Genomic DNA, 19,280 nt, shown 5'->3' with positions numbered 1-19,280 from the left:
ATTTGCCTTTGCCGTTGCAGACGACGCAGAGCGCCTAAAGAAATCCGTAATTCATCATCCTTGGAACAGGTCAGCAGGCTTTCTTCTGTGGATGCGACGCTGTTTCAGTACTGAACTGAAACAGCGCATCACCCTTTTTGAGTACCGGTTTATCTTTGCCTAACCCCAGCGCGTTAAACACATGGTTGAGGAAACAGGCGATCATGAGTTTTAACGTTCTTGGAAAACGTTTCATTGATTTGTCGACCGAAGCTGTCGCGTTCGGTCGGCTGAAAACCGGTAAGCAGGCTGCACGTTCCGTCTATGTAAACAACGCGTTTCGTAAGTTATATGGTCTGGCTTCAGAGGTTGACGAAAACGAAACGTTCCTGGTGTCCCCGGACGACGATTCAAAAATCTGGAAATTCCTGTCGGGTATCGCGGTCGATATGGATGCCGACAATGAATTACGTTGTTGCGCTGTATCGCTGAGAAGAGCAGATCAAAGCGAAATCCGCTGCAGGGTCACCTTCTTTGTGACTTCATTAAATAATGATACGGACAAAATTATCTGTGCCGGGTTCCGGGAATGTGGTGGCGCCGCGTTGCTATCAGGCGAAGTAAGTCGCTCAGATACGGCCGGAAATTTTTCGGACAAAAAGTATTCCCCTGGAAACAGACCTGACCAGACTGCGCACACGACGGTAAGCACAGTCAGCAACGACGCGATTCTTGACGAAGTCGCCGAACTGATCAAAGAACGAGATGAGGCGATGAATGCCCGCGAGCGTCTTCTCGCAGCGCTGAATGCCTACCCGGATCCCATCGTTATTTACGATTCAGAACTGAACCTTGTGCACTGGAATGAAGGATACGCAGCCTCTGTTTCCGAGGATGCAGACGATCTGGTTGCAGGTATGCACCTGCGGGATGTGCTTCTGCTTGCGGTTGCAAATGGGCGTTATCCGGATGCCCGAGGACGCGAGGAACAATGGATCAGTGAAGTGGAAGCTTCAGTAAAGCAGGAGAAACAGTGGGAAGATGTGGAGCTGGACGGTGATATACATCACCGGCTGCTGCGATCGAGATCGTCGGGCGGCGACTACGTTGTCATCCGTCTGAATTCTACAGAACTCGTTCGTCAGAAACGTTCAGCTCAGGCTGCCGAAGCACGGTTGATTGCTGCGCTGAATGCCTATCCGTCGCCATTTGCAATTTATGATTCAGATGATTGCCTGGTTGTATGGAACGACGCTTATCGCGTTTCCATGACAAACGACCCGAACGGACTGCAGGTAGGCATGCATCGCACAGAGGCCGCCTGCGTCGCGATCAGATCAGGAAAAATCGCAGAGGCCATTGGCCGGGAAGAAGAGTGGATGTCAGCGGCACACCAGCAGGAGGCCGTACAAAAGCCGGTGCAGGACCTTGAGCTGGCGGGCGATATCCACCATAGAATCCTGCGGTCGCGAGCGGAAAACGGTGATCTTGTGATCCTGCGGATTGATACGACTGAACTGGTACGTGAACGTCGGGCCGTCGAGCAGTACGCGGAACGTCTGGAAACGGCGAACAGGGAAATTACCTACAAGGCAGAACACGATGACCTGACAGGTCTTGGAAACCGGCGCCACCTGACCGAAAGATTTCTCGAATTTTCAGATCTCAGAAAACGCTGCGGCGGGGAAATTGCCGCGCTCCACATCGATCTCGACAGGTTTAAACAGATTAACGACACGATGGGGCACGCCGCCGGCGATAAAGTGCTGACTGAAACCTCGGAGAGGATTTGCCGAAACGTAGGGCCGGATGACGTGGTGGCCCGGATCGGTGGTGATGAATTCGTTGTTTTGCTCTATCTGGCGGAAGAAAGCGAACGGCCAGAAGAACTGGCACAGCTGCTTCTGGTGGAGCTGTCGAAACCCACCCATTTTGAGGGGAAGGAGTGCCGTTTCGGTGCTTCCATCGGACTTGCCAGGACACCACTGGCAGAAATCGACGAGCTGCTCACAAACTCCGATGTCGCCCTGTACAAAGCCAAGCATCGCGGACGTGGTCAGCTGGGGATTTTCGACCGCTCCGATCTTGACGAACTCCACAGAAACAAAGCGCTTGCTGATGACATTCTCCGCGGGATCGAATGCTCACAGTTTGTGCCGTTTTATCAACCTCAGGTGGATGCAGTGACAGGCAGAATGGTGGGTATGGAAGCCCTCGCACGCTGGAAGCATCCGGAAAAGGGCATTCTTGCACCTGATATCTTCCTTTCTGTTGCCACGGATCTCAATGTTGCGGCGGACATCGACCGGATGATTTTTGAGAAAGCCATCACAGAATGTCAGGATGTGTTCGGACACCTGCGTGAGCCACCGTCATTGTCGTTCAACGTAAGCGCCAAGCGGGTAAACGACGGAGATATTCCTGCCATCAGAGACCTTGTGCGCGCCTACTCAGGCCAGGTGGCTTTCGAACTTCTGGAGACCATTTTTCTGGAGGAGGAAAATGACGAATTTCTCTTCCAGCTGGACCGGCTGCGTGATCTTGGGATTGCGATAGAAGTGGACGATTTCGGCAGTGGGCGGGCCTCTGTTGTCGCTCTGCAAAGGATAGGACCCGACAGGCTGAAAATTGACAGGCGCCTGGTGTCCCCGGTTGCCGAAGACGGAAACGGTCTCCGGCTTCTGAGATCAATAGTGGAAATCGGGCTGGCGCTGGAAATGGGTGTAACGGCCGAGGGCGTTGAAACCAGCGAACAGGCCGAAATTCTGGCGCGCCTGGGATGTGACAGATTGCAGGGGTTTTTCTTTGCCCGCCCGATGCCTTTTGACGAACTGGTTGGGTTTGCGGGCGAACATCTGACAGGTCGCTTTACGGCGTGACATCTGACCGTCAGGGGCGGCCTTGCCATTCCGGTAATCAGTCCAGGGGCGCAGCGTGCACGTCGTAACGCTGCGCAACAACATCCAGTGCGTGGGTGCAATGCGCGATATCTTCTGCCGCCCGAGCTTTCATCCTGTAAAGGCCCGCCATGCGTCGTGGCAGAGGATACCAGCGATCAAGATCAAGGCCACATCTGTCGAGCAGCATCATCGGGAGTGACTGAACCGCGATGACCTGGTTGAGATAGGCCTGTGCCGCCGAGGCACCGACCCAGGCGTTGCGGTTTTGGCGGAACAGTTTTTCATGGTCCATTGTGTAAAATCCGCGCCCTCGGAGCATGTCCCGGAAAAGCAGGTGAACCAAGAAAAAGCCTGAAACACTGGTCAGAAAATGAAAGCCATCTCTGGCGTTGATGCTGACCAGCGTTCCATGGGGAGATATGCAGGGCAGGTGTTCCTGTTGCATTTCCGCGCGGAAAAAACTGCCGGTACAGTTCACGAAAATGCTGCCCCGCCGCACCGTTTCAGTCGCACCGGACCGAAGTTGCATTTCCGGACCCGCATCTGTGTCTCTGATGTCGGCAAGATATCCGGGCAGTCTGCGAGTCAGCCCCGATGAAATCCGTGCGAGCTCTTCTTCGGACTGCAGCCCGTACAAAAATACACCGTTCGCCGCATCTGGTTCAGTGGAGAAGTTCTCTCTGAAAAATCCAACGGTCGCTTCCCCGTTCGTGCCATCGAAGCTGAGTGCGATGTCGCGAAAAAGCGAGGACACCAGAGCGCCCGAAGTCCATCGTTTCAGCCCGGTCGGGAGAAACCTTGTCCTGTTCAGAAAATTCGTGCCCCGTCCGTTGATCATGGTAACGGTCCGCGCAGGATCCTGTTCCAGAACGGCAAGCACCGTGTCCATGGCGGTCTTGCCACCCCCGACAACGTAAACGTCCGTGCCAGGGTGATCCTGCAACGTCTGACGCAGATCCTGCGGAATAACTGACACCACATTGTTGCTGCTCAGGGCCAGCGGTTCTGCGACGCGATAGTTCAGTCCTGGTGCATGAATGACCCGGCGCGCCCTGAATGTTGCGATGTCAGACGGTCTGTCGACCGGGTGGCAGCTGACCTCGGCAACAAACCCTTCCGTGTCATGGATTTCTTTGCACGATACGACCCGCCGGGAGAATTTTGTTTCGAGGTTTACGGCTTTTGCCACAGGCTCCAGCGACGCCGACAGATGATCGCGTACCTCGTCCCGCCGGGCCAGGTAGTCTCTGGGCCGGTTCCAGTCCCACTTCAGGTTTCCCACAGTGAACATCGGGTGTGGCTGATGGAGCCGGACATAATCATAGGCGGTGTTCCACATGCCGCCGGCATTTGCCTTTTCATCGATAAGCAACACCCGTGCGTCAGAAGAAAGGTATTCAGTTGACGCAAACAGAGCATTCAGTCCGGCGACCCCTGCACCCACGACGATCAGATCATAGGGTAACGTCGGTGAATTCTTCTGCATTTCATCCTGCGCGGAAGCATGATCAAACATAAGTGTCCCCCTTTTCCACGACGGAAATATCACAGATCCAGCGGTTTGTCGTATTCCGTGTCAGATCAGGATTGTGTTCGGATGCACGTGCGGCCCCGGAAGCGGGATCATAATGGCGGACTGCGGCGTGACGCGGGCCAGGGTTGTCGGAGCAGTTGCAAAGACAGCAGCGCAGCGTTCCGGCAGGAACAGAGCTTTGCCAGTGACACACCGGTGCCAGTGCAGATCAGATCCGGAGCACATTCAGTGGCTTCGGGCAAAACTCAGGGTTCGTCAGGGATTGGTTTTGGTGGCCTCCCCGGCCCCTGAGCTGCCTCCTGCGCGGCCCCTGCAACGGCGTTGCGTTGCTCCTCGGTCAGCGCTTCGCCGCCTTCGATTTCGACTTTCACGTTGCGTTCGGCCATACGGATGCCGTTTGCTTCAAAAACGTCCCGTATTTTCTGATAAGCGTCGCGCCGAACCAGCCACTGTTCCCCCGGTTTGGTCATGAACTTCACGCCGACAACCATATTGAACTCCTCCATGCGCCGAACACCCTGTGATTTCAGGGTGCTGAGAATGGATGGTCCATAGTGTTCGTTGGCCGCCAGCTCGGCGCCAACTTTCTTGACCAGCTTTTTGACAAGCTGCAGGTCGGTGTCAAAGGGCACCCGGAATTCGAGCTTCATGATAACCCAGTCGCGACTGTGGTTTGTCAGGCTTTTCAGCTCGCCATATGGGACAGTGTGCACTTTGCCGCGATGATGTCTTATCCGCATGGACCGAACGGAAATGCTCTCCACCGTGCCCATCAGGTCGCCGACCTCGATATATTCGCCGAGCCGAAAGGCATCATCGATCAGAAAGAAGATTCCTGCCACGATATCGCGCACAAGCGATTGTGTCCCGAAACCAATCGCGATCCCGACGATACCTGCCCCGGCCAGAATGGGTGCGATGTTGACGCCGGCGGCGCTGAGAACACTGAGAGAGACCATAATGAGCAGGGCGACCATCAGGATTGTGCGCAACAGGGGCAGAAGCGTAATCATGCGTGCTTCCGGTCCCGGTGCCTGACCGTCTACAGGAGGTTCATAGTCGGCAACGCGCTTGTCGATGACTGTCCTCGCCCAGGTCCAGATCAGATCTGCCAGCAACAGGGCCACGATGCTGTCGATCAGCACTTCAAGGATGCGTCCCAGCACACTGCGGTCTGCAGACAGGTCAAAAATGTTCACGCCCCACGCCGTTGAGAGCAAAACGACAGCGCTCATCAGGAAAATGAACCGTGCAGCCCGCTGAACGATCGGTCGCGTTGCCGCATAAGGGTCTGCAAACTGAGGTGTTTCAGGCTCCGTATCTTCGTCAGCGCTCTCAACATCACTGTCGCCGGGCGCGGCATTTTCTTCACGTGCGATCAGCGCGCGTGCCATCTGTTGCTCGTGTTGTGCTGCGGTCGACTGGTCAAAGAAATGGTCAATCCAGGCTGTCATCAGTGTCAGCCCCGGCACGACCATGCCCACCACCAGCACAGCCGACATCAGACCAAAAAGACCGATAAGCCAGAGCAGAAACACAAGTCCGGTAAGCACGATCAGGTAGTTGCGCCAGAATGTCAGGCGGCGGGGATCTGGTTTTTCACTGCAGAGTTCGGGTACCCGGCGAAATGCGAGCCATATACAGGCCCAGGTCACGAGGACGACGACAAAGGCGAGGAATACCGTCTGTGCAAGGGCGACTGCTGCCAGATTGTCTCCCAGGTCCATTTCCCGCATTCCGGCGATACGGTTCAGCATGTAAGACATCGCCGTTGCCAGAACCACCGCGAGGGTAAGCAGGCGCACCTTGGTGTGCAGGTAGCGTGCTATCGGTGTGTTGTAGGGAACCAGCCGCAGTTCTGGCGCGAAAGGCGCCTGAAAGAACAGCGAAACTGTTGTGACAACTCTGAAAAGCAGTACCATCACAAGGAAATCGAGCACCAGCGCCTCTACCAGAGGATGCCAGTCAAAGGCGTCAAATGCGCCGATACTGCCGATGGCAAATACAACGAGACCGGCAAAAATGATTGCGGCCCGGACTGTGGCACCGGTCAGTTTTTCCAGCGGTGCGTCCTTGGGAGCCTGTTCCATGCGCAAAAGCGGATAGCGCATAAACTGACGATACAGCCATTCCAGACCCAGACCGATCAGCAGAAAGGTCAGAATATAGGTAACCGAACGGACTTTCTGGGCATGCGACAGTTCGCTGGCCCAGACGTCGGCCATCAGAGCCGGCATCTGCGGAATGATGTCCCAGGCGAGTGACAGAGACTGCGCCCGTTCAGCAATGCGCGCCAGCTGGACTTCCAGCTGCTCGCGCAGGCTGAGCGCCGGGCCGTTGTCGGTCTGGCCGCTGTCGTCGACACTGGTGCGGATCCAGTCCTGTATTCCCGGGTCGCCCAGGAGTCTGAGGAACTCCCTTACATCGTTCGGAGAGGGCTCCGGGATCACCTGTTCTTCGGGTGCAGAGGCGCCGGGCACAAACTGCGCCTGCGCCGTTCCGGCAAAAACGCCAAGCGCCAGCACAGTCATCACAACATGGAGTATTGTTCTCAAGTGGCACCTGCCGGCGTGCCGCCGTCCCTGAGAGCCCGGACGTCTTCGAGGTTCGAGTAGTCAGCCTCAACGACCCGCTCAACCACCAGATCACCGGCCATGGGCCTGAGCTGGCAGGCCAGACGTTCGTTCGGGCCCGCCTGCCAGCTGGCCAGAACTCTGGCTTCCGGCTCACCTGCAGGCGGAAGCGTTTCACCCCCCGACACAACACGCACCCGGCATGTACCACAGCGCCCGCGACCCCGGCACATACTTGCATGTGGCAGATCATTTGTGCGGGCCATTTCCAGCAGCGTCAGGCCTGTTTCAGCTTCAAAAGTCGCGGGCCGCCGTCCTCTGTAGGTTACACGTACCGGGCTGCGGACAGTCCGGTTCAGCCTGATCCAGCGCGCCAGAAGCACCAGAGCGACAAGTCCCAGCGAGATACGGGTGGCCGTAACAGGTCTTTCTTTGGCCTGCGCGATAATTTCCGGGATCATGGCCGGGTCAACGGTCGGGCCGGCGGCATTGGGGTCGTTTGCCAGAACGAAAGCTTCACCTCCCTCCTCAACCGGAATGATCTGCCGACCCGCCTCGACATATCCCAGCATGGCCAGGATCGGCAGCGCGACAACAAACGGATAGAAAAACCTGCGCGCCCTGACTGCACCTTCACGCGCCTGGAGCCAGGTATAGACACCGATTGCACCGTGTATCCAGGCCACAACAAGCATCACGACCTGTTGCAGACCGTCGAGCGGCGAAACAACCCAGAATTGCCCGAGCACAAGTGCGTAGGTAGGTTCAAGCCCCAGTTCTTTTACCGCCATAACACCAAAAACATGCATGCCCAGCAGGGGGATAATGAGTACACCCGCGACCAGCTGAGCTGTGTCATAGGCCGGAAGCCGCAGTGTGTTGCGCCAGTAAAGAGACACCAGCGCCACGAGGAAATGCAACACCAGCGAGATCTGAAGCAGCACCTTGAGCGGAAGGAATGATGACCAGACACCGCTGAGCGCCCAGCGCCAGTCTTCCATGGTCTGAACAGACCGCAGACCGAGCGCAAGGTTGGTCAGGTGCATGGTGATAAAGACGAACATTACCATGCCCGTCGCGATCATAATTCTGAGCCGCAGTTTTGCCCCCCGGGCGCCAGCGGTTGCGGTGTCGGCCATCCAGGCTTTCCTTTTTGCGCGTACCTGGCGTCAGGAACGGTTCGGTGCGCCCGACCCTGTGACAGAAAAGGGCGTCAGGTCAAGCCGCAGACCTGTTTACAATCGTGTGCCGGTTTTCAGGGATCGCGGGTTCGGGCGGGAAACAGGGTGCGGATCGCCACGTAGAACACCGGTGTCAGGAACAGTCCCAGAAAGGTCACGCCTGTCATGCCGAAGAAAACGGCCGTCCCGAGTGCCTGGCGCATTTCAGATCCCGGCCCCTCAGCAACCATCAGCGGCAGTACACCAAGAATGAAGGCGAGCGCGGTCATAAGAATGGGTCTGAGACGCAGCCGGCTGGCGTCAATGGCGGCCTCTGCCGGAGAGCACCCGCGTTCTTCTTGGGCCTGTTTCGCGAATTCGACAATCAGGATGGCATTCTTTGCGGCCAGCCCGACCAGAACGATCAGGCCGACCTGTGTCAGAATATTATTGTCCATCCCGCGCATCATCACGCCGATCAGCGCGCCCAGAACAGCCATCGGCACCACCAGAACAATGGCTACCGGCAACGCCCAGCTTTCATACAGGGCCGCGAGGAACAGAAAGGCGAAAAGAATAGAGAAGCCAAAGATATAGGCAGCAGTATCTCCCTGGTTTCGTTCCTGCAGTGCCAGTTCGGTCCACTCAAAATCCACCCCGGGTGGCATGAGCGATGCTGCCAGTTCTTCCATTGCGATCAGTGCCTCGCCGGTAGACACGCCCGGCGCGGCCGAGCCCTGAACAGGAACGGAAACCTGCTGATTGTAACGCTGCACCAGTGCCGGGCCGGCGGTGTCCACAACAGACACCAGCGTGCCGAGCGGGACCAGTGCGCCTGTAGCCGAGCGGACTTTCAGGGCAGTGATATCCGAGACATCAAGGCGAAACTGCTGGTCGGCCTGCGCGCGGACCTGAAACAGCCTGCCGAGCGCATTGTAGTCGTTGACATAGGCAGACCCGAGGTTGATCGACAGGGTCTCGAAAATCGCGCCGATCGGTACATTGAGCATCTGCGCACGAACCCGGTCGATTTCCAGATAAACCTGGGGCGATCCGGCAGAGAACGTTGTAAAGACGCCCTGTACGGCATCGGACTGGGCGGAGGCTCCCATGATTGCATAGGCCGTGTTCAGTACACGGGACATATCCGCGCTCTCGTTTTCCCGCAGCTGCAGTTTGAAACCACCGCCATTGCCGACACCGCGCACGGCTGGTGGCGCTATGGCGATGATAAATGCCTCGCGCAGGGTCTGCATCCGGCCAAAGAGCTGACCGACAATCGCACCCGCATCAAGGCCGGTTCCTGCCCTGTCCTCAAAGCTGTCAAAGGTGGTGAAGATCACGCCCTGATTACTGGCGTTTGTAAAGGTCGCACCGGAAAACCCGGCAAAGGCCACAGCGTTGGTGACACCCGGCGTTTCCAGCGCGATCTCTGTAGCTTGGCGGATAACGCTGTCTGTGCGTTCCAGCGATGCGCCGTCGGGTAGCTGGACCACGACAATTGCATAGCCCTGGTCGGCATCCGGAATGAACCCGGTTGGCACCTCCTGGCTGATCCACCAGGTGGCGCCCAGCAGGGCCACGAATACTGTGAATGACAATGCCAGCATACGGATGGACCCGACCAGCGCCGAGACTGCGGCCGTATAGCCATTGGTCAGCCTGTCAAAACCGCGGTTGAAGATACCTGCAACTGCCGCTCCCAGTCGGGATAGCTGATTTTGCGGTGTTCCCTCACGATGCGGGCGCAGTATGCTGGCAGACAGTGCCGGCGACAACGTAAGAGAGTTGATGGTCGAGATGACCGTTGCCACGGAAATTGTAACGGCAAACTGTTTATAGAACTGTCCTGTGATGCCGGGAACCAGAGCTGCCGGCACAAATACCGCGATCAGCACCAGAGAGGTTCCGATAATGGCACTCTGAACCTCGTCCATCGTGCGCATGGATGCTTCGCGCGGTGTCATTCCGTTCATGATGTTGCGCTCGACGTTTTCCACCACAACAATGGCATCGTCGACGACGATACCAATCGCCAGGATCAGGCCGAAAAGCGTCAGAAGATTGAGCGTGTATCCCAGCGCGAGCATCACCGCAAAAGTGCCGATCAGGGACACCGGTATCGCGAGAAGCGGGATGATTGCGGTGCGCCAGCTTTGCAGAAAAACGATGATGACCACGACGACGAGCAACACCGCCTCGAAAAGTGTTCGATAAACTGCGTTGACCGATGCTTCGATGAATTCAGTCGGGTTGTAGACGACATTGTATTCTAGCCCGGGTGGAAAATCCTCTGCCAGCTCGTCCATCACTGCTATAATTTCGTCAGCCGAGGCCAGTGCATTCGAGCCCGGACGCTGGAAAATACCAAGTGCTACGGCGGGTTTGTTGTTCAGATAGGAATTGTTGACATATGACCGCGCGCCGATTTCGACCCGCGCAACGTCGCGCACCCTCACAACGCGGCCTTCATCTGATGCGCGCACAATCACGCGGCCGAATTCGCGAGGGCTTTCAAGCCGTCCCTGCGTGGTAATCGTGACCTGAAAGGCGCTGCCGCTGTCGTTGGGCGGTGCACCAAGTGATCCGCCCGAGACCTGAACGTTCTGTTCTCTGAGCGCGCCGACCACGTCTCCGGCCGTCAGCCCGAGTGAGGCCAGCCTGTCCGGGTCCAGCCAGACGCGCGCCGAAAACTCCCGTTCTCCAAAGATGAGCAGGTCGCCCACTCCGTCGAGCCGTACCAGTCTGTCCCGCACCCGCGACCGGGCATAGTTGGATACATACAGCTGGTCGAAGGTTTCGTCCGGTGACAGCATATGCACAACCATCATCAGGTCGGGCGAAGATTTCGTGGTGGTTACGCCAAGCGCCCGCACCTCCTGTGGCAGGCGCGGTTCTGCGATGGCGACCCTATTCTGAACAAGCACCTGCGCGGCATCAAGATCTGTGCCGAGCTCAAAAGTAATGGTCAGGCTCATCGAGCCGTCTGCTGTTGAATACGAGGAGAGGTAGAGCATCCCCTCAACCCCGTTGATTTCCTGCTCGAGCGGGGTCGCCACTGTGGCCGCAATCGTTGCGGCATCCGCGCCGGGATAGTTTGCCCGCACGACGATCGAGGGAGGTGCGATCTGCGGATACTGCTCGATAGGCAACTGCGTATAGGAGATCAGACCAACGATGGTCATGATTACCGAAATGACGACCGCAAAAATGGGTCTGCTGACGAAAAAACGCCCCATATCAGTTGCCTGCGACCGGTGGCAGCTCGATCAGCTCGGGTGCTACCACGCTGCCCGGGCGGGCTCTGACAATGCCCTCGACGACAATGACTTCCGAGCCGTCCAGGCCTTCGCGGATTACCCTGTACCCGTCAATTCTGGGGCCGGGTCGTACGGGCAGGGGGGTCACATTTCCCGCATCGTCAACGCTCATGACAAGGCGTCGGTTCTGGTCAGCAACGACGGCATTGTCGGGGACAAGGATGCCTTCATATGGCAGCGAGCCGGGGACGTTTACCCGACCAAACAGGCCAGGCGTCAGGATGTCATCCGGGTTATCAAGCACGGCCCGGACACGCATCGTTCCTGTGGCAGCGTCAATCCGGTTTTCGGAGAAATCCAGATAACCGTCGAGCGGCGGAATGCTCTCGTCAGACAGAGAGACCTTCACTTTCAGCTGACCTGCACCTTCCTGCAGAGATGCACCGCGCGCCCTCGCATCCCGCGCGTATGCAAGAAAATAACGCTCATCAATGTCAAAGTAAAAGTAGATGGGGTCAGACGAAACGATGGTTGTCAGCTGCGTCTGGTTGGCTTCGACAAGGTTACCGGCATCCACCAGAGCCTGACCGATGCGCCCTGACATCGGCGCCGTGATCTGGGAATATTCGACGTCCAGCTGAGCAAGCTCGAGCGCCGCGCGCGCCTGTTCCAGTGCTCCCTGCGCCGACAGATAGGCCTCGCGGCGTGAGTCTACGGCACTCTGGGAGATATTGCCATTTGTCACGAGGGCTTCGGCACGCCGCAGCTGGTCATCAGCGAAGTCAAAAGTGGCCTGTGCCACGTCAATCTGGGCCTGTGCCTGCCGCAGAGCTGTGCGGAACTGGCGCTGGTCGATCGTAAAGAGTATCTGGCCTTTTTCGACCAGGCCGCCGTCGCTGAAATGTACTTCCTCAAGATATCCGGAGACACGTGCGCGCACCGTTACCTGGCCTTCTGCGTCGAACCGGCCGACGAATTCATCGTCCTCTACAATGGTCTTCACCACCGGTTTTGCGACAGTTACAGGTGGCGGGCCGTTCTGTGCGAGTGCCTGTGTCCAGAGAAAAAGCAGTGTAAAAGCAGAGACGAGGCCGGTCGCATAATGCATGGCTTACCCTTCTGGTAATTCGGTGTCGCGCTGAATCCTAATGCGATTGAGCGCGGAAACCAGCTTTACTTGAACTAAGCAGTTCACTTTTGCGGCGTATTCCGCCGATTGTCAGTTCTCTGAGCTGTTTCTGGTCGGCGCGGGTGTGTTGATAAAATCAACGACGCGCCACGATTACGGCTCAGGCGGCGTTTTCCCGCGGGGCCACCAGATTCACACCGCGGGAGACTTTCTCCCACGATGACAGTTCTGCCAGTACAGCTTCGCTATGGTTGCGGGGCGCGTCATCAGCATCGTAACCCGGAGCCAGCCGCAAAGGGCGCGCTTTGCAAAAAGACGATCCTGCGTTCTGCGGTTGCAGCGCAAGTCATGCCAGACACCTTCCGCCTGCCTTCGGCACGTCGAAACCCATGCCCGCCGGTGTCTCAGACTTCCCGGAGCGCTTCGGCACCGTTTTTCGGAAGAGCACTGCGCATGAGGCGGTTCCGTGAAATACCCGTGCCGGCAAATGAATTCCGGTTGTTTTCCCTGCAGATGAAAGCCCTGCCTTTCTGTTATCGGGCTGGCATACAAGCTGTCGATCATAGTGCCCTTGCGGTCAGCGACGTGACGTCAACGGTGATTTCGTCAGCAAGCAGCGCCCGGGCAGCGTCCCGGTCCTTTGCGTTTGCGGCGACGAAAATGCCGTCGTCCAGACGGACCACGTCGGTGCAGCCTGGCAGCGTCTGCATTACTCCGGGGTCGCCGGAAAAGTTGTGAAGGCGCGTGCAAAAACAGCTTAGCGCACCGGATTCTCTGTTCAGGTAAAGGCCGCAGTTGATCTCAGTCTGCTTCGGCAGGCAGGAGTTCGGTCAGGGGACGGTTTTCCCACAGAGGCGTTGTGTTCAGGGCAGTGACCTGCCAGCCCCCTTCCATATTCTTGAGCAGGTAATCGAGGCGACCGGTCTGCTGCCAGGTTTCGCCGTCCCGCGCATAGGTCGCCGTGTATCGCGCTGTGGCGCGGGCAATGACCCTGGTGACTTCGTGGATTTCGATCCCGGTGATGGCGTGTTCGGTTGTGTCAAACTGCGGAAAAAGCGCGGACCAGGTCTCAACCACCGTCTGTTCCTGCACCCGCGCACCCGTGGTTGTGGCAAGGGAAAGCTGGTTCAGAACGACGTGATCCGCAAACTTGTCGTCCAGTGTTTTCCAGTCGCGCGCGTCAGCGGCCTGCGCAATACCACGGATTGTCTCGGTGATGGTCTGTTCAGGACTGGCATGGCCCGGAACAGGCAGAGTGATCAGGGCAGCCAAAATCAGGTGTTTCATGACATTCTCCTGTTGTCGTTGCGTGGGCACCGGGCCCGATGACATGACAGATACAATGCGCGGTGATCAGAGACTTGAACCTGCCGACCTGGTTTTTGAACGGAACTGCTTTTCAGCAGAAATTCAGGTTGCAGCGGCCAGTTCATTGCGGAACGCACGCGGTGTCTTGCCTGTCAGCTGTTTGAAACTCCGCGAAAAGTGCGCCTGGTCGGCAAACCCGCAGGCCATGGCAATCGCGCTCAGCGGCAGGGCCGGGTCCTGCATCATGCGCCCGGCCTGCTCGACGCGGTAGGCCAGAACATACTGCATCGGTGCAGAGCCCAGGGTCTCTTTGAAAACCCGCGAAAAGTGCGAAGGGCTCATACCGGCTTCGGATGCCATGTCATCGACTGTTATTGTCTGGTCCAGCCGCGCCCGGATGAACGCCAGCACGCGGTTGTAATGCGCCGATGTGAACCGCGCAGTCATTGCCACGTCTTCGGGCCGGCGCTTGCCGTACCGCTGCAGCAGTTTGACCAGTAAAACACGACTCATAGCCTCGAACATGACGCCGGAAGAGATGTCATCGGCTTCGAGGGCGTCGCGCAGCATAACACCGGCCGCACAAAGGTCGGCGTCAGAGAACTGTGGCAGGTCCCGGAACTGTTGCGCGTCCAGCAACAATCCAAGCTCGGTCTGGGCAAACCGGTGAACTTTTTCAGGATCCAGCGTGACGACAATGACGTCGGATTTTGCAAACCACCGCCAGCCGGATTTCATACCGGCAGGTGTCACAATGATATCGTTGCAGCGCAGCGTAAAATCGCGCAGCACGCCGTCTCGCCGGTTCTGAACACGGTGCGGTTCAGGACGCAGGTTCAGCAGAACATGGTGTTCCGCAAAAACTTCTTCGGGCATCACGTCGGGTTCCGCCTGGAAGTACCGGACAGACATCAGTGCTGCGGCTGAGACATGTTCCATCGCATCGCTGTCAAGCAATGGCCGCGAAGGATAAATCTCCTCGTATCGGCGGGGCATGGTGCTGTCCTTTCTTCGCCAGACCTAGCGTGCCTCGTCGTGACGACCAGGCGATGTTAACCGAAGGATCCGGCCGGTGCCGGTGTGCAGTATCCGATTAACAGGACAGTAATTCCGCCTTGTTATACACGCCCGGGAAATTCAGTCGGGGATCAGATGTGGCCAGCGGGGTTGGATCAAAACATTCGGGTGTTCCGGCATTCATATTCGCCAGCATGGTCGTTGCCGGCGTTGTCGCGACGGCCTTTGTGCTTTTGCTGTCTCTCTGGATGGCGGCGGAGGCGAACCGACAGGCCGCCGATCATGTTCAGCGGCTTGTGGACCGTGCTGTTGCCGGGCTTACGCAGCGCGCTGAGCTGACCAACTTCGATTTCGCCTACTGGGAAGAAGCTTACTACGCGGTGATTTATGAGGATAAGCCGTGGATCGATTCCAATATTGGCGAAAGCACTTCTGAAACCGGTGTCATGCAGATCGTGCAGATTGTCAGTGGTACCGGCGAACCTCTCTACGGCTATGCGGGCGAAGAAGCTGGTACACGCGTCCTGCCTGATGAGGTGATCGAGGATTTCATGGCCTCTGTGCGCGAAAACCCGGTTGAGCCTGAGATTGCCGCTGTCGGATTTGCGCAAACGAACGAGGGATCCTATCTCCTGGTGGCAAGCTACATGTTTGCGTATGAGCCGGACGAGATGAAGGATGGCCCGCCTCCGGTGCTGATCTCCGGGGTTGACCTGTCATCTGATCGTCTGCGCGAGATATCCGCAGAATATCTTGTCGAGGACGTACAGCTGCGACCTTTGAACGCCGACGTGCCCGATACGCATGGTGCGCGACCACTGCGCGGCGCAGACGGCTCGTATCTTGCGCAGCTGACATGGCGTGCGCCGCGCCCCGGCGACACCCTGATGGCCACTGCGTTGCCGGCCATTGGCGGCATGTCACTGTTTCTGCTGGCGTCCGTCGTGCTCATTGCCCGGCGGTCTTCCGGGATGGCCTCTGTTATTGTCAGCGAGCGCGAGGTGGCCCGAAACACCGCGCGCACTGATTCGCTCACCGGCCTGCTGAACCGGACCGGGTTCGAAGATGCGACCGCTGCGCGTGCCATTTCTGCTGCTATACGGCGCGGGGATGTGGCTCTTGTGTACCTTGATCTGAACGATTTCAAATCGATCAACGACCAGTTGGGCCATGACGTCGGCGACGAAGCGCTCCTGATTACCGCGCGGCGTCTGCGCGCGGCAGCCGGGCCGGGAGACATCATTGCGCGGCTGGGTGGGGATGAATTCGTCTGCCTGCTTATTGGCGTCGACGCGGAAGCATCGGCCCGGAACTTCTGCAGCAAACTGGTCGAGCAGACGTCGGAACCGATAGATCTGGGCCGCGAGATGCGTCTTGTGCGGTGCTCGGTCGGCGTTTCTGTTGGTCAGGAGGGCGACAGCCTGGACGATCAGATGATGCGCGCTGACGTTGCTATGTACCATGCGAAGCGCACGGGCACTCTGAAGCCGGTACATTACTCTGAAGAACTGCGCGACGCGCACAGCTGGCAGAAATCTGTCGAAGAACGGCTGCGCCTTGGTCTGACAGACGCCGCCAGTGGCCGGTCACCTTTCAGGATGGTGTTTCAGCCGGTGGTGAACGGTGCCGACGGTACATTCCTTTATGCCGAGGCGCTTTTGCGCTGGCGTGATCCGGCGCTTGGAACAGTCGGCCCGGATGCTTTCATACCCATCGCCGAAGCGCGGGGGCTGTTGCCTGAAATCGGGACGTATGTCCTGGCCGAGTGCTGCGAGGTCCTGGCAAAAATACGTGACCTGACCCTGAGTGTGAATATCTCGCCGCTTCAGCTGATGGATCAGCAGTTTTCCCAACGCATTCAGGAGATCGTGCGCGCCGCCGGGATCGAGCCACACAGGCTCATTCTGGAAATAACAGAAAGTGCGCTGATCGAAGTGCCTGAAACGGCGCGGGCGCGCATCGATGCGCTGCGCGCGCATGGGTTCCGGTTTGCGCTGGATGACTTCGGTACCGGATATGCTTCGGTAAGCTACCTGCGTCATTTCCCCTTTGAGATTATGAAAATTGACGGCAGTTATCTGTCCCAGGTCGAGACATCGCCGCGCGCGCGCGCGCTCTTCGAGACATTTGTTCAACTGGGGCAGACGCTTGGTATGGAGACTGTGGCTGAAGGTGTTGAAACCGCAGTGCAGGCAACAATTGCCAGCGACTGCGGTTGCCACATTCACCAGGGTTTTTATCACGCTTACCCGCTGTCGCTGGACGACCTGGCCGGTTACCTCGAAAAGCAATCCGCTGACCAGCCGGCCAGAAAATCACCGCGCACGGGATAGTCGTAAAGTACTTTACGGTGCTATTTTGAGACAGCTCAGAGAAGCACTTTCCATCAGGCGTGGCGGTCGCCGGATAATCCTGAAACGGCTCTGAAACTACCTTTGAAAAACCATACGCTGGCGTTTGTAATTTTGCGCGGGTTACAGCCATTGGCTCCGGATGGCTGAACCGTTGCTTGCCAGATCACAATATTACCGCCTAGGTTGAGCAGGCTACACCGTTTTCAGATAATATGTTTCAGATCTGCTGCCTGCAGGGGGGATTTATGCTCGATCAGACGACGAATGCCGAAGTGGAAAAAGTGCTGGGCGCACTTGATGAGGCACTGACATCACAGAATGTCGAAGCTGCCGCAGAACTCTTCACCGAAGACTGCTATTGGCGCGATCTTGTGTCATTTACGTGGAATATAAAAACGTTGGAGGGCCGCGATGCCGTCTCCTCCATGCTGGGATCGCAGCTGCCATCGGTTGAGCCGTCGGGCTGGCGTATCGCAGACGGAGAAGTAGCAGCCGAAGACGGTGGCATAACGACAGCCTGGATCAGTTTCGAGACCGGTGTGTCACGTGGATATGGTCTTATCCGTCTGCGCGACGGGCTGATCTGGACACTTCTTACGTCGATGGTTGAACTCAAGGGCCATGAGGAGCCGCTTGGTATGGAGCGCCCCATGGGCGCAAAACATGGTGCGGGCAAACACCGTCCGACCTGGAAAGAGGAGCGCGAGCAGGAAGCAGCCGAACTCGGCTATTCCAGGCAGCCCTACACGGTCATTATCGGAGGAGGGCAGGGTGGCATAGCACTCGGGGCCCGGCTGCGTCAGCTGGGTGTGCCGACGATCATCGTCGAGAAGAATGACCGGCCTGGCGACAGCTGGCGCAACAGATACAAATCGCTCTGCCTGCATGACCCGGTCTGGTACGACCACCTGCCGTATCTGCCGTTTCCGCCCAACTGGCCGGTCTTTGCCCCCAAAGACAAGATCGGCGACTGGCTGGAAATGTACACCCGGATCATGGAGCTGAACTACTGGACACGGTCCACCTGCCAGAGCGCGCACTATGATGAGAACACCAAAGAATGGACGGTCACCGTTGACCGGGACGACGAAGAGGTCGTGCTGAAACCCAGACAGCTTGTCTTTGCCACCGGCATGTCCGCCAAGGCCAATATGCCCGACCTGCCGGGCATAGACAGGTTTCGCGGCGATCAGCATCACAGTTCGCAACACCCGGGCCCGGACGCCTACAAAGGTAAAAAGGCCGTCGTCATCGGCTCGAACAACTCTGCCCATGATATCTGTGCGGCGCTGTGGGAAAATGACGTTGACGTCACGATGGTCCAGCGGTCCAGCACCCATATCGTGCGATCCGAGCCGCTGATGGAAATCGGCCTGGGTGATCTCTATTCCGAACGCGCTGTGGCCGCTGGGATGACAACAAACAAGGCGGATATGATCTTTGCGTCGCTGCCTTATGCCATTCTGCATGAATTCCAGATCCCCGTTTACGAGAAGATCAAAGAGGTGGATGCAGATTTCTATGCGGGCCTCGAAAAGGCCGGGTTTCAGCTGGACTGGGGCGCGGACGGATCCGGACTGTTTATGAAATACCTGCGCCGCGGATCAGGATATTACATCGATGTCGGGGCCAGCCAGCTGATCATCGACGGCCAGATAAAGCTGGCCCATGGTCAGGTCAGCGAGGTGTTCGAAGACGGTATCGTACTGGAAGACGGCACCAGACTGGAGGCAGATCTGATCGTCTATGCAACGGGGTATGGGTCCATGAACGGCTGGGTTGCAGATCTCGTGGATCAGGCAACAGCCGACAAAGTGGGCAAAGTCTGGGGGCTTGGGTCAGACACGCCCAAGGATCCGGGCCCCTGGGAAGGCGAGCAGCGCAATATGTGGAAACCCACACAGCAGGAAGCGCTTTGGTTTCATGGCGGTAATCTGCACCAGTCGCGCCATTACTCGCAGTTCCTGTCGTTGCAGATCAAAGCGCGCATGGAAGGGATCCCGACCCCCGTTTACGGACTGCAGGAAAGCTTTCACAAGTCCTGACGGGTGTCGCGGGAACGGCAA

Annotated in this window: 11 protein-coding genes; 3 read left to right on the top strand and 8 right to left on the bottom strand. The window is 57.6% G+C overall.

The window, feature by feature from the left end; translation table 11 throughout:
• The first annotated feature begins 203 nt into the window (after nt 1–203).
• Nucleotides 204–2,858, top strand: a complete 2,655-nt coding sequence (locus tag Q0792_RS07155; protein ID WP_298838080.1) for an EAL domain-containing protein — start codon at nt 204–206, stop codon at nt 2,856–2,858.
• A gap of 37 nt (nt 2,859–2,895) precedes the next feature.
• On the opposite strand, the gene Q0792_RS07150 is transcribed toward Q0792_RS07155, so the two are convergent.
• The 8 genes from Q0792_RS07150 to Q0792_RS07115 form a co-directional block, all read right to left on the bottom strand.
• Nucleotides 2,896–4,395, bottom strand: coding sequence for an FAD-dependent oxidoreductase (locus Q0792_RS07150; protein WP_298838077.1), 1,500 nt, complete (start codon nt 4,393–4,395; stop codon nt 2,896–2,898).
• A gap of 263 nt (nt 4,396–4,658) precedes the next feature.
• On the bottom strand, nt 4,659–6,968 hold the full coding sequence (locus Q0792_RS07145; RefSeq protein WP_298838075.1) for a mechanosensitive ion channel family protein: 2,310 nt from the start codon (nt 6,966–6,968) through the stop codon (nt 4,659–4,661).
• Nucleotides 6,965–8,125 carry a 2Fe-2S iron-sulfur cluster-binding protein gene (locus Q0792_RS07140; RefSeq protein WP_298838072.1) on the bottom strand — a complete coding sequence of 387 codons (1,161 nt, stop codon included), beginning with the start codon at nt 8,123–8,125 and terminating at the stop codon, nt 6,965–6,967. Before Q0792_RS07140 ends, Q0792_RS07145 begins: the two co-directional genes overlap by 4 nt.
• Nucleotides 8,126–8,241: 116 nt before the next feature.
• Nucleotides 8,242–11,385: an efflux RND transporter permease subunit gene (locus Q0792_RS07135; protein ID WP_298838069.1), complete on the bottom strand. Its 3,144-nt coding sequence runs from the start codon at nt 11,383–11,385 to the stop codon at nt 8,242–8,244.
• A gap of 1 nt (nt 11,386) precedes the next feature.
• On the bottom strand, nt 11,387–12,514 hold the full coding sequence (locus Q0792_RS07130) for an efflux RND transporter periplasmic adaptor subunit (RefSeq protein ID WP_298838066.1): 1,128 nt from the start codon (nt 12,512–12,514) through the stop codon (nt 11,387–11,389).
• Nucleotides 12,515–13,095: 581 nt separating this feature from the next.
• Nucleotides 13,096–13,245, bottom strand: coding sequence for a hypothetical protein (locus tag Q0792_RS07125; protein WP_298838063.1), 150 nt, complete (start codon nt 13,243–13,245; stop codon nt 13,096–13,098).
• Between the two features lie 91 nt (nt 13,246–13,336).
• Complete coding sequence (locus Q0792_RS07120; RefSeq protein ID WP_298838061.1) at nt 13,337–13,822, bottom strand: nuclear transport factor 2 family protein; 486 nt, start codon at nt 13,820–13,822, stop codon at nt 13,337–13,339.
• Nucleotides 13,823–13,945: 123 nt separating this feature from the next.
• On the bottom strand, nt 13,946–14,839 hold the full coding sequence (locus Q0792_RS07115) for an AraC family transcriptional regulator (RefSeq protein WP_298838059.1): 894 nt from the start codon (nt 14,837–14,839) through the stop codon (nt 13,946–13,948).
• A gap of 158 nt (nt 14,840–14,997) precedes the next feature.
• Between Q0792_RS07115 and Q0792_RS07110 the strand changes: the two genes are divergently transcribed.
• Together Q0792_RS07110 and Q0792_RS07105 are read left to right on the top strand one after the other, a co-directional pair.
• On the top strand, nt 14,998–17,193 hold the full coding sequence (locus Q0792_RS07110) for a bifunctional diguanylate cyclase/phosphodiesterase (protein WP_298838056.1): 2,196 nt from the start codon (nt 14,998–15,000) through the stop codon (nt 17,191–17,193).
• A gap of 266 nt (nt 17,194–17,459) precedes the next feature.
• The gene (locus Q0792_RS07105) at nt 17,460–19,259 is read left to right on the top strand and encodes an NAD(P)/FAD-dependent oxidoreductase (protein ID WP_298838053.1); all 1,800 of its coding nucleotides are present in this window, start codon (nt 17,460–17,462) and stop codon (nt 19,257–19,259) included.
• Nucleotides 19,260–19,280: the final 21 nt, after the last annotated feature.

It is taken from the genome of uncultured Roseobacter sp. (genome assembly GCF_947495025.1).
Classification (GTDB): Bacteria; Pseudomonadota; Alphaproteobacteria; order Rhodobacterales; family Rhodobacteraceae; genus Roseobacter.
This window is presented reverse-complemented; position numbering and strand designations above follow the sequence as displayed.

Excerpts from the sequence above, each read along its gene's own strand:
- Q0792_RS07155 (WP_298838080.1), top strand. The coding sequence starts at position 204 with ATGAGTTTTAACGTTCTTGGAAAACGTTTCATTGATTTGTCGACCGAA.
- Q0792_RS07150 (WP_298838077.1), bottom strand. The coding sequence starts at position 4,395 with ATGTTTGATCATGCTTCCGCGCAGGATGAAATGCAGAAGAATTCACCG.
- Q0792_RS07140 (WP_298838072.1), bottom strand. The coding sequence starts at position 8,125 with ATGGCCGACACCGCAACCGCTGGCGCCCGGGGGGCAAAACTGCGGCTC.
- Q0792_RS07135 (WP_298838069.1), bottom strand. The coding sequence starts at position 11,385 with ATGGGGCGTTTTTTCGTCAGCAGACCCATTTTTGCGGTCGTCATTTCG.
- Q0792_RS07130 (WP_298838066.1), bottom strand. The coding sequence starts at position 12,514 with ATGCATTATGCGACCGGCCTCGTCTCTGCTTTTACACTGCTTTTTCTC.
- Q0792_RS07125 (WP_298838063.1), bottom strand. The coding sequence starts at position 13,245 with ATGCAGACGCTGCCAGGCTGCACCGACGTGGTCCGTCTGGACGACGGC.
- Q0792_RS07120 (WP_298838061.1), bottom strand. The coding sequence starts at position 13,822 with ATGAAACACCTGATTTTGGCTGCCCTGATCACTCTGCCTGTTCCGGGC.
- Q0792_RS07115 (WP_298838059.1), bottom strand. The coding sequence starts at position 14,839 with ATGCCCCGCCGATACGAGGAGATTTATCCTTCGCGGCCATTGCTTGAC.
- Q0792_RS07105 (WP_298838053.1), top strand. The coding sequence starts at position 17,460 with ATGCTCGATCAGACGACGAATGCCGAAGTGGAAAAAGTGCTGGGCGCA.